Origin of the sequence: Arenibacter sp. S6351L, from assembly GCF_023016025.1 — a bacterium.
Lineage (GTDB): Bacteria > Bacteroidota > Bacteroidia > Flavobacteriales > Flavobacteriaceae > Arenibacter > Arenibacter algicola_B.
On sequence record NZ_JALKBB010000011.1, the window covers coordinates 1 to 12,942 of the forward strand.

Below are 12,942 nucleotides of genomic sequence, written 5' to 3' on the forward strand. Positions count from 1 at the left end.
TTGCGGACCTCCTTGTAGGTCTAGGCCAGGATTTGGAAGTGAAACCAATAAGGTTCGGACACCTGCATGGAAATTAAAACCTACAAGGTTTTGGAAACCTTGCAGGTTTATTAGAGAAAGGAGTTTATTCATCAATGAAATAAGTGTAGAACTTATTTCTCATCAAAAACACTAATCATGTTTAAAAATCACATCAAAATAGCTTGGAGAAGTCTTAAAAGACAGCCCTTTTTTACCTTCCTGAATACTTTCGGTCTGGCCATTGGAATGGCCGGTGGCTTGCTCATATCGCTATACATCTATGATGAGATGAATTTTGATACGATGTTCAAAGATGCCGACCGCATTTATAGAATTAATACGGATACAAAATTTGGGGGTACGGAGAGCAAATCCGCGGAAGTTTCAGCTCCGATGGCGGCTGCCATGGAGAACGATTTTTCACAGGTGGAACTCACAACTAGATTTAGGAATTTGGGCAGTATGCTCCTTAGAAAGAGTGATGCGGAAGCAAACGTAAAAGAACAAGGTTCAACCTTTGTAGATGCTACTTTTTTTGAGATGTTTGGTCTGGATCTATTGGAAGGGGATGTGAAAACCGCTCTAAAAGAGCCCAATACCTTAGTCCTGACCAGATCGGCAGCCCTAAAGCATTTTGGATTAAAAGACGCTCTAGGTCAACAGTTATTGTTGAACAATACCGATACCTATACCGTCACCGGAGTAATAGAGGATATGCCAGAGCGGTCATTCCTTAGAAATCATAACGTTTTTATGGCCATGGCAGGGAGTGAAGAGGCTAAAAACCAGGAATGGACAAGTCATAATTTCTTTACCTTTATTAAGCTGATACCCGGTGCAGATATTGCCGATTTTCAGGAGCCCTTACAGTCCATGCTAGGCACATACATAATGCCTTATGTACAGACATTTTTGCCTGGGGCAACAGAAGAACAGTTGGCCGCCTCCGGAAATTATCTGTACTATAGCACAATAGCCTTGAAGGATATTCATCTGTATTCCAACAAAGACCATGAACTTAGCTCAAATAGTAGTATTCAAAATGTCTATATTCTTTCATTTATAGGCTTGTTCCTGATCTTATTGGCCAGTGTTAATTTTATGAACCTATCCACGGCACAGTCCCTTAAAAGGGCAAAAGAAGTAGGTATTCGCAAAACATTGGGGTCGGACAAATCTGCCTTGATACGACAATTTTTGACGGAATCAGGTTTAATTTCCTTCATCTCATTATTGTTTGCCTTGTTAATAGCAATTATGGCTACACCTTACTTTAATGCCCTATCTGGCAAGTCCATTTCCATACCATTTACCGATCCATTTTTTTGGATGGCCTTATTTATTGGGTCAACAGTTCTGGCTCTTTTTTCAGGAATGTATCCTGCATTTTTTATGTCCCGTTTTGTGCCTGTTAAAGTGCTTAAAGGGGCTGGAACAACTAGTACAGGGGGTGGGAATATTAGAAGTTTCCTAGTGGTATTCCAATTTGCTATTTCAGTGTTTTTAATTGTAAGCACTTTGGTGGTTTTTATGCAATTGAAGTTTATTCAAAATAAAGATCTGGGATTTACAAAAGATCAGGTTTTAATTGTAGATGATGTTTATACATTGGGAGACAAAGCCACGGCGTTTAAGGAGGAAGTGGAACAACTGGGCCGAGTGGAAAGCGCAACATTGAGCAGCTTTTTACCAACACCTTCCAGCCGCAGCAATACTTCCTTTTTTAAAGAAGGCGGGGCAACAGCAGAGAACTCTATCAACATGCAGATATGGAATGTAGATGACAATTACATTCCCACTTTAAATATGGAGATTTTGGAGGGTAGGAATTTTGATAGGCAGTTTGGTACCGACTCTACTGCAATGCTTATCAACGAATCTGCAGTGGCCATTTTGGGCGTACAACCCAAAGATGCTTTGGGTATGCGAATTATCCGCAATTTTGAAGATGGAACTTCCAATTATTTTACCATTATCGGTGTCATAAAAAATTTTAATTACGAGTCGCTACGGGAAGATATTGGCGCATTGAGTATGACCTTGGGCAGGTCTACAGGTTCCATGGCCATAAAATTGGAGGCAGGGGATTTTTCAAACTCCATTGCAAGTGTTGGAGGGGTATGGAATAAAATAGCTCCGGGGCAACCTTTCGCTTATCGGTTTATGGAGGACTCCTTTAATACCACTTATGAAGCCGAACAGCAATTAGGACGCATTTTCGTGACCTTTACCATACTGTCCATCTTAATCGCTTGTCTTGGATTATTTGGACTAGCGGCCTTCAATGCCCAAAAACGAACCAAGGAGATTGGTATACGAAAAGTATTGGGGGCAAGTGTTGGCCAAATAAGCTATCGCCTTACGACCGACTTTTTAAAAATGGTAGGGGTTGCAATACTTATTTCGTTGCCCGTTGGTTGGTACCTAATGAACAAGTGGCTCGAAGATTTTACCTATCGGATAGAAATAGAATGGTGGGTGTTCGCCTTGGCGGCGTTCTTGGCAATAGGGATAGCAATACTTACTGTAAGCTACCAAAGTATTAAGGCGGCTATAGTGAATCCTGTAAAAAGTTTACGAACGGAATAGTTGAGTGAACAGTGAGCAGTGAATAGTTGGGAATTGAAACGCATATCATCAATCAAATCAAGGAACGAAAATCATGTTTAAGAATTATTTTAAAATCGCCTGGCGAAATATAAAAAGAAATAAATTGCATTCGGCCATACATATTTTTGGTTTGGCAATCGCTTTTTCCATCTGTATCCTCTTGTTTTTGACCGCCTATTTTCATCTGAGTTTCGATTCTTTCCACAAGGATAAGACCCAGCTGTTTAGAACTTCCCGTCTTATAAACAGTACCCAGGGTCCCGAAATGAGTTCCCAAATGCCATTGCCTGCCGCTGCTGCTTTAATGGCCGATATTCCGGAGGTGGAGACAGCTATAGCGGTGAATATGGGAATGCCTGAAAATTTTTCATACGAGGAAAAAAATATGGAACGGGTGGTTGTTAGGACTGATCCCGATTTTTTTAAAGTGTTCAATTTTCCGGTACTTATTGGTAATGGTAGCACGGCACTTTCTGGTTTTCAAGACATAGTCTTAAGTGAAACTACGGCCAAGGCCATTTTTGGGGATTCGGATCCCATTGGGAAGGAGCTAAAAATTGGCAGAGGCGAGGACGTGGAATTTTACACCGTAACCGCTGTGGTCAAAGACTGCCCAAAGAATTCCAGTATTCGTTTTGATGCCGTTGCCAGGACCGAATCGCTTCCCAATTATGCACAACTTCAAAATGATTGGGGCTCCAATGGATCCAGTGTGTTTATTAAAATCTCTAAAAATAGCGATTCCCAAAAGGTTGCTATGAAACTTCAGCCTTTTGTGGAAAAACACTATCCCGATCAATTGGCCCAACTTAGGGCCGATCGGCCGGAAATAAAGGAAACCTCCGAATTATTTAGTATAAACCTCACCAATATAAATGACGTTCATTTTTCTGGGGAAAGGAGTGCTCCCAAGGTACTAGTATACGCCCTTATGTCCCTAGGAGCCTTTATTCTGTTGATCGCCTGTTTTAATTTTGTGAACCTTAACATGGCCAACTCCTTTAAACGAAGCCGTGAGCTGGGAGTAAGGAAGACACTTGGGGCCTATAAAGGACAGCTTTTTATGCAGTTATGGGGAGAAGCCTTTCTGCTTTATTTTGTTGGTTTTATGTTGGGATTGGGTCTCGCTTCCCAATTGATACCTGCCTTTAATACACAATTTGGAGGTGGCATAGAAATTTCAGCCCTGTTCCAGCCCACCTTTTTGGCAATTATGTTCGGGGTCTTTTTATTAGTAACCCTGATTGCTGGAGGATACCCTGCCTTAAAGATGGCCAACTTTAACTTGGTTGGTGTTTTAAAGGGCAAGGTTTCAGCAAAGAAACCGGGAGCACTTCGCAATACCCTGTTGGTAAGTCAGTTTGCCATTTCCAGTCTGCTGATCTGTGTAAGTTGGATAGCAAGTCAACAATTGGATTTTTTAAGGGAAGTACCTATTGGTTTTGAAAAGGAGCAGGTAATAAGTATTCCTGTAGGTTTCCAACAAGATGGTAGAAAAATATTGGCGCGTATGCGGAACGAACTTCAAAACGATCCCAATATTGTTTCCATTACTGGGACAGGTGGTAATTTGGGAAGGGGCTTGGATAGGGTTACCGTTAGGTCTGTTGTAGGGTTCGATTATAAACAGAACCAGGTTTCGGCCGATTGGCTCTTGGCGGATTATGATTTTTTAAAGACTTTGCAAATTCCCATTCTTAAGGGAAGGGATTTTGATCCTGCCTATGCCACGGATACAATAAATGCGTTTGTGGTTACTGAGAGTTTTGTAAAGGCCATGGGAGAACCTGACCCCATTGGCAAATATTTTGGAGGGGAAGAAGCGGGATTGGGGAATAGGATCATTGGTGTAATACCGGATTTTAATGCATATTCCCCGTCCGAAAAAGCTTATCCAATTGCCATTCATCTATCGGCATCGGAACATATAAATTACATTTTCCTAAAGGTTAAATCGGATAATCCACAGAAGGTGATGGAACATATCGCTGCAGTTTGGGAAAAACTTACGGATAATGCCCTCTTCAAAGCTTCCTTTTTGGATGAGAATCTTCAGGCGTGGTACGAGGGCGAAATAATTATGACCACAGTCTTTAGTATTGCATCGGCCATAGCCATATTCCTTTCCTGTTTGGGCCTTTTTGCCATTTCATTAATGGTCATAGAAATGAGAACCAAGGAAATAGGGATTCGGAAAGTAATGGGGGCATCGGTAAATGGTATTGTCACCATGATATCAATTCACTTTTTAAAATTAGTAATGCTCAGTCTATTGATTGCAGTCCCCTTGGCCTGGTATGCCATGCAGACATGGATAGAGAATTATGAAAATCGGATATCCATCGATCCGCTCACATTTTTAGGGGTGGGCACTGTGGTAATAGTGGTGGCATTGTTTACAGTTAGTTTTCATACCATAAAGGCAGCGATTGCCAACCCGGTTAAGAGTTTACGAACGGAGTGAAAAAGTAACAGTGAGCAATGAACAATAGGCACTTAAGAATGAATTGGAAGCAGCGGATAGTTAGGAAATAAAATGCATATCATCAATCAAATCAAAAAACGAAGAAACCATGATTAAGAACTTTTTCAAAATTGCTTGGCGGAATCTTAGGAACAATAAGGGATATACTGCCATTAATGTAGGTGGATTGGCATTGGGTATGGCCGTTACACTTATTATCGGTCTTTGGATCCAGGATGAAATATCCTACAATGGTTATTTCTCCAAAAAGGATAAGTTGGCACAAGTATTTCAGTCGCAAACTTTCAATGGAACCACAGGTACGGGGCCAGCTATACCCAGGCCTTTGGAAAGGGCTTTAAGAGATGGTTATGCAGATAACTTCAAACATCTGGTTATGTCTTCCTGGAACATATCAAGATATTTAAAGTATAAGGACAAGAGCATTTCCAAAACCGGGAATTTTATGCAGTCTGAAGCTCCTGAAATGTTGGACTTGAAAATTTTAAAAGGGGAAAAAGACGGCTTACGGGAGTTGAATTCCGTAATGTTGTCCGAATCGGTCGCCTATGCGCTTTTTGGGGAAGAGGAACCTATTGGTAAGACCTTACAGGTCAACAACCAATATGATGTAGTGGTGAGTGCGGTATATGAGGATATTCCCTTTAATAATTCATTTCATGATGTCGAATTCTTAATGCCTTGGGACAAATTGATCGCGACCCAGGAATGGATGAAAAATGCTATCGACAATTGGGGGAACAACTCCTTTCAAATGTTCGTTCAGATTGCCGATAACACCACAATGGAAAAAGTTACCGAGGCTATTATAAATGTAAAAAAGGATCTGAATGAAGATACGGCAGAATTCAATCCACAAATATTTCTATTTCCCATGAAAGATTGGTACCTACGGGGCAATTTCGAAAACGGAAGGCAATCCGGGGGCAGAATAAAATATGTATGGCTCTTCGGAATAATTGGGGTGTTCGTATTGCTATTGGCCTGTATAAATTTTATGAACTTGAGTACGGCCAGATCTGAAAAAAGAGCCAAAGAAGTTGGAATCCGAAAATCCATCGGATCGCAGAGAAATCATTTAATCAATCAATTTTTGTGTGAATCATTTTTGGTGGTATTGTTTGCCTTTTTTATGGCTGTGGTAATAGTGATTATGTCCTTAAACGGATTTAATGATCTTTCCAAAAAGGAAATTTCCTTTCCTTGGACCAATGGAATTTTTTGGATCAGCTCTTTAGCATTTATTTTATTTACGGCCTTGTTGGCAGGTAGTTATCCTGCATTGTATTTATCCTCTTTTAAACCTGTTGATGTTTTAAAGGGGACGTTTAAATCTGGCAGGTATGCAGGGTTGCCCAGGAAAATCCTGGTGGTTCTACAATTTACGGTTTCGGTGGCTTTCATTATAGGTACCGTAATCGTTATGCAACAGATCAACCATGCAAAAAACCGCCCTGTTGGTTATAATAAGGAAGGACTTATTCAAATACCAACATTCAGTCAAGATTTTGAAGGTAAATACGATTTAATGCGAAGTGAATTTTTAAATTCAGCTGCCGTAATTGAAATGTCGGCGTCCAGCAGTCCAACTACGCGGATTTGGTCCAACCGTAGTGGCTTTGATTGGGAAGGCAAGCCGGAGGGTTTTCAGGAAGATTTGGCATGGACTGAAGTGACTCCCGAATACGTTAAGTCTTTGGGTATGAAAATTGTTGAAGGCCGTGATTTTTCAAGGGAATTCGCTACCGATTCCAACGCTGTGTTGATCAACAGGACGGCAGTGAAATATATGGGGATCAAGGGTCCCATTGGCAAGTTTTTAAAAGACAATGACGAAGAAGAAGACCCGGGTCCACCTTTGAAAATTATTGGAGTAGTCGAAGATATGATTACGGAATCTCCTTACGAGCCAGTTAAGCAAGGGCTTTATGTTTTTGACAAACATGGCAATTCTAGCTATTATAACTTACGTCTAAATCCTAACCAAAGTGCGAGTCAGAATATAGCCATTATAGAAAGGGTATTTAAAGAACATTTTCCGGATCTTCCTTTTGAGTATGATTTTGTAGATGATGAATACGGGAAAAAATTTGCCTCGGAGGAACGGATTGGGACACTTTCCGGAGTTTTCACGGCCTTGGCAATTTTGATCAGCTGTCTTGGTTTATTTGGGCTAACCTCTTTTGTGGCCGAGCAGCGCACCAAAGAAATCGGGGTACGAAAAGTGTTGGGGGCCACTGTATTCAACGTTTGGAGTATGCTTTCGAAGGATTTTCTGAAACTGGTCATCATCTCTTGTTTTATTGCAGTGCCCATTGCCTACTATGTGATGAACGGATGGTTACAGGATTATCCCTATCACATGCTCCTTGAATGGTGGATTTTCGCCCTAGCGGTTTTCGGTGCCATGACAGTGACGGTTATTACGGTAAGTTTTCAAGCAATCAAGGCAGCGAATTCGAATCCGGTAAAGAGTTTGCGAACGGAGTGAAAAAGTAACAGTGAGCAGTGAACAATAGGCAATTAACAATGAATTGGGAGCAGTGGATAGTTAGGAAATAAAATGCATATCATCAATCAAATCAAGCAACGAAAATCATGTTTAAAAACTATCTAAAAATCGCTTGGCGGAGTATCAAAAAAGACAAACTCTTTACGGTAATAAAGATTGGCGGCTTTGCCATGGGTATTGCAGCCTGCCTTTTAATAGCCTTGTTCATTGGTGATGAACTCAGCTATGACCAACAGTACAAAAACAAAGATCGTATCTATCGAGTTGTTTTACAGGGTTTTATGGACGGTGAAATTAGAAAGAGCGTTCATTTTCAATTGCCTTTTGCAGATGCCCTACAATCCGATTTTCCAGAAATACAAAAGACTGGGAAAATAAATATGAGCGAACTTTTTGGCGCCGGGAAAAGAGGTTTAAGATTGGCTGGCGAATCCCAAAACAATTTTGAGGACGGATTTGTTTTTGCCAACCAGAACATTCTCGAAATTCTCGAGATTTCCTTGGAACAGGGAAACACCAATGAGGCCTTGTTACAACCCGGGAATATCGTGATTTCCAAATCCAAGGCAGATAAATATTTCCCTCATGGGGAGGCCTTGAACAAGACCATTGTTTTGGACAATAATACCTCAAAGCCCTATACCATTACCGGGGTAATGCCAGATTTCCCCAAGAATTCCCACCTACAGTTTAATTTTCTGTTACCTATAGAGGATACCAACATGAGTTGGACCAACCAGAACTATTTTACATATGTTTTAGTGGATGAGAATACGGATATTCCGGCCTTGGAGAAAAAAATGTTTTCTATTATGGAAAATTATGTAATCCCCGCCCAAATGGCTCGTGGCCGTGCTCCGGATTTTATTGAAATTCTGAAGACGATAGAATATAAATTACAGCCTATAGGGGATATTCATTTAAGATCGGATCTTGCAATGGGTGATGGTCTAAAACATGGCGATATTCGTTTTGTTTGGCTCTTTGGAGCCATTGCAGGGTTTGTTTTATTGCTGGCCTGTATCAATTTCATCAACCTTTCTACCGCCAAATCGGCCAATAGGGCCAAAGAAGTTGGTTTACGCAAAACAGTGGGAGCGTTTAAGAGTAATTTGGTTGCGCAATTTCTTACCGAATCGGTGTTGTTCAGTATAATCTCTTTTATGTTGGGGCTTATGCTGGCCTGGGCCTTGTTGCCAACCTTTAATTCCATTGCAGCAAAATCTATTTTATTTCCCTGGCAGGTGTGGTGGTTTGTTCCGCTAATGGTTTGTTCCGCTTTATTGGTTGGAATCTTGGCCGGAATGTACCCTGCATTTTATCTCTCTTCCTTTAGACCGGTAAATGTGCTGAAAGGGAGCATTAGTGTTGGTAGTAAAAGCGGCAAGCTGAGGAGCGGTTTGGTCGTGTTTCAGTTTGCCACATCGGTAATCCTCATTATCGGGACACTGATCATTTACAAGCAAATGGATTATATACAGCACAAAGAATTGGGTTATAACAAGGAGCAGGTTGTTATTTTGGATGGGGCCAATATCCTAGGAAACAAATCGGAGAGTTTTAAGGAACAACTCTTACAGCTTCCGCAGGTACAAACAGTAACAAAAAGTGATTATTTGCCGATAGAGGGCGCCAAAAGAAACGGAAATACCTTTAAAAAGACGGGGGAGGGTATTGAGGACCGTGGGGTTCCTGCACAGATTTGGCGCGTGGATTATGATTATATAAAAACTTTGGGAATTAAAGTCAAGGAGGGCCGTGATTTTTCACGGGAATTTGCTTCGGACTCCGTGAATTCGATGATTATCAATGATCAAATGGCCCATGAATTGGGTTATGAAAATCCCATTGGAAAACAGATAAATAACGGAATGGATTGGACGATTGTAGGGGTCGTAAAGGACTTTCATTTTAAATCCTTGAAAGAAGATATAGCCCCGCTTAGCCTGGTGATTGCCAATAATGATAGTGGTGCTATTTCAGTAAAGCTCAAGCCGGACAATTTTGGGGAGTCCTTGGCCTCTATTGAAGCAATTTGGAATAAAAATGTTCCCAATCAAGTTTTTTCTTATTCCTTTTTAGATCAACAATTCACCCAAATGCACGAAGATGTGGAACGCATGGGGAAAATATTCAACAGCTTTGCCTTGTTCGCAATTCTAGTGGCCTGTTTAGGTTTGTTTGCCCTTTCTGCCTTTATGGTGGAACAACGCAAAAAGGAAATTAGTATTCGATTGGTTTTGGGGGCTCCTTTTGAAAGTATCTATAAACTATTGACCCTGGATTTTCTAAAATTGATTCTTTTGGCCATACTTATAGCGATACCCATAGGATGGTATATGATGAACCGATGGTTGGAGGATTTTGCCTATAAAATTAATATTGGATGGGAAATATTCTTTGTCGCTGGCGGAATAGCTTTGATTATTGCCGTGGTGACAATTAGTTATCAGTCCATTGGGGCTGCGCTGACCAAACCCTTAAAAAGTTTACGGACGGAGTGAACAATACAGAGCAGGGGTTAAGGGGGGGGGGAGACATCAATTAAATAAAATACATTATGCTACTAAAACTTAACAACATATTTAAATGGGTAAACTCGGGAGGACAACGTGTCTTCCTGTTAAAGGATATTAATCTTAGTGTGGAAGAAGGGGAATTTATTTCTGTGATGGGGCCCTCCGGTTCTGGGAAATCCACCTTGCTCAATGTTATTGGGATGTTGGATAATTTTGATGAAGGGGAATACAGCTTTTTGGATGAGCCTGTTCATACCCTAAAAGAAAAACACCGTGCCAATTTGTACAAACAATATATAGGCTTTGTTTTTCAATCCTACCACTTGTTGGACGACCTTACCGTTCAGGAAAATCTGGAAATGCCATTACTTTATAAAAAAGTAGGCAGCTCTGAACGTAAATCCTTGGTGGCGGATACTTTGGACCGATTTAATATAGTTGGAAAGAAAGATTTGTTTCCGGCACAATTAAGTGGTGGACAACAACAATTGGTGGGGATTGCAAGGGCGTTGATCTCATCTCCAAAACTTATTTTGGCCGATGAACCTACAGGGAATTTAAACTCTAAACAAGGGGAGGAGATCATGGAACTTTTTAAGCAATTGAATAGTGAAGGTGTAACTATAATTCAGGTAACGCACTCAGAAAAAAATGCTACCTACGGTTCGCGAATCATAAATCTGTTGGACGGTAGAAAAATATAGAGGATAACATCCGAAATTTCATGAGAATTGACCAATGAAAATAATGGGGAGAATGGATTGACTTTTCCTTCCTTGGAACTAACAAATGGCTTTATAGGAACCAATTAATGTTTTGTTTACTTTTAGGCATTCCATTGGGGCGTATAATATGAAAAACTATTTGCAGTATTTTATTAGTTTTCTGTTTGTGCTGCTAATCTATGCTATTCATATGCTGCCGGTGTCGGACAGTATGCTGAATGAAAACAATACCAAACTATCCCATGTTTTTTTGGCTTCCCAAATTAGATATCATCAGGAATTTGCACCCTTTGCTAGGCGCCCATTAACGTCTTTGTTGATCGAAGGTTCGTCCGGTATTTTTGGGGTAACCTTGGGAGAATCTTTTGTGCTTGTTAATCTATTATTATTGTTTGTCAGTGGGATATTGATATATATCATCTCCCTAAAGCTTAATGCTACAAAAGGTCAGGCTATTTTTAACCAAGTGGCCTATTTTTTGACCTTTTCAATAATTTTTGCCTTTTTTCCTCCGGTATTCAGTTATGATGAGCCGCTACAGTATTGTTTGATCTTGCTAAGTATATTGGCTTTGATCCGTGAAAAGTGGCTGTATTATGTCCCCTTATTTTTGTTGGCAATTATTGCAAGGGAAAGTACTTTATTTCTTTTGCCCGGATTGGCCATTATTTTTTCAGGTTTTAGTTTAAAGTCCAAGAATATGTGGAATTTCGGGATTAAAAGAAAATTGCTACTGCTTTTTGCTCCTATGCCCTTATATGTTATTTATTTAGGAATATTCTTGTGGGCTACCGGTATTTGGAAAGAAACGTCCGAAGTGGCTGCCAACAGGCTAAGCTGTTATTTTCAGAATTTTGGCACTTATGCCAGTTCTCTAGAATCAATAGTCTCCTTTTTCTTGGTTTTAGGTCCCGGCCTATATTTTCTTTATATGAGCCATAAGTCCAAGATATTTTCTGCATTGGAAAAAAAGTACGTTCAGGCTTTTTTACTCGCCGTGGTAATTAATACACCTATTGTAATGGTTGCTACCTTGGCCAGGGAAGCCAGATTGTTTGCCTTGCCACTTATTTTTTTATGGCCTTTGGCCGGGCAATTGTTTGGAAAGGAATTAAGGCCTTTAATAAGACCCAACTTGTATTTGGATTGCTTTAGAGATTGGAGATATAGTATGTTATTACTGCTTTTGTCCTTAATAAGTTATGCGATTGCGTTTAGGTTGTATGTACCCAGTTTTCCATCCAAGGATAATTTTTTTAACGAGTATTTATTTGTAATGCTTTTGATTATGTCGGTGCACTTTGTACTCAGGGCCTTTTTACAGAAAAGTGCCGTTACTTCCCAATAGTATATTCTCAATACTACATTGTTTAACGCCACCCTCCAGAATTATATTATTTGAACTCTTGAAACGAGGATGCCATGGTTGAAAAAGTTTGTGTGGGTTTTGAAATTTGAAAGTGCGACTTATATTGTGTATGTTTGGAATGGAATCAATATACTTAATATCTGTATTGATATTGTTGAATAAAACTATGTTTTCTGTTCATTATGAGAAGCAGATTATTTAATTCAAGAACCAAATATACACTTAGGCCAGAGCCCAAGGATGTAACCTTCTTGCGCTTTTTTGCCAAGGTTTATCCTTCCAATTTTTCCATACGAAAATCGAAAATTATCTTCCCGAATTTTTGAGCACCCGCGAGTGTGCTAACATAATCCTATAGACCTTACTCATTTAAAAATAATAAATATTTGCCATGTGCTCTTGCATTTGGTATAGACTCGCATGTTAAGGTTTACTTTTTTAGGATTACCGTGTTAAATTTTAAAAATTAATAAATATTTAAAATATTATCATCATGGCTAGAGGTAAAACATTAAAAGCCCCAAAAGTAGATTTAAAGACAAAAAAGCAGGAGAAAATTAAGCAAAAATTGGAAGCCAAGCAGACTAGAAAGCGTAAATGATGCCGGCTGGTTAATTTGAAAGTATCCTGTTAATTCAGTTTCATTTGGTTCATAAAGAAGATGAACAAACCCCCTTTGAGGACTACTTCATAGGGGGTTA

General features: G+C 39.9%; 6 protein-coding genes. All 6 read left to right on the forward strand.

Features of this window, described 5'->3' with window-relative positions:
* The first annotated feature begins 177 nt into the window (after positions 1–177).
* A complete protein-coding gene (locus tag MWU82_RS10885; protein ID WP_247096395.1) occupies positions 178–2,610 on the forward strand; it encodes an ABC transporter permease in 2,433 nt (810 codons plus the stop codon).
* Positions 2,611–2,683: 73 nt separating this feature from the next.
* Entirely contained in the window at positions 2,684–5,095 is a 2,412-nt protein-coding gene (locus MWU82_RS10890; RefSeq protein WP_247096396.1) for an ABC transporter permease, read from the forward strand.
* 109 nt (positions 5,096–5,204) lie between these two features.
* Positions 5,205–7,607: an ABC transporter permease gene (locus MWU82_RS10895; protein ID WP_247096397.1), complete on the forward strand. Its 2,403-nt coding sequence runs from the start codon at positions 5,205–5,207 to the stop codon at positions 7,605–7,607.
* A gap of 107 nt (positions 7,608–7,714) precedes the next feature.
* The gene (locus MWU82_RS10900; protein WP_247096398.1) at positions 7,715–10,132 is read left to right on the forward strand and encodes an ABC transporter permease; all 2,418 of its coding nucleotides are present in this window, start codon (positions 7,715–7,717) and stop codon (positions 10,130–10,132) included.
* A 56-nt stretch (positions 10,133–10,188) separates the two neighbouring features.
* Positions 10,189–10,851: an ABC transporter ATP-binding protein gene (locus MWU82_RS10905; protein ID WP_111624969.1), complete on the forward strand. Its 663-nt coding sequence runs from the start codon at positions 10,189–10,191 to the stop codon at positions 10,849–10,851.
* Positions 10,852–10,999: 148 nt separating this feature from the next.
* Positions 11,000–12,220 (forward strand): hypothetical protein, encoded by a 1,221-nt coding sequence (locus tag MWU82_RS10910; RefSeq protein ID WP_247096399.1) that lies wholly within the window; start codon positions 11,000–11,002, stop codon positions 12,218–12,220.
* The last annotated feature ends 722 nt before the right edge of the window (positions 12,221–12,942 follow it).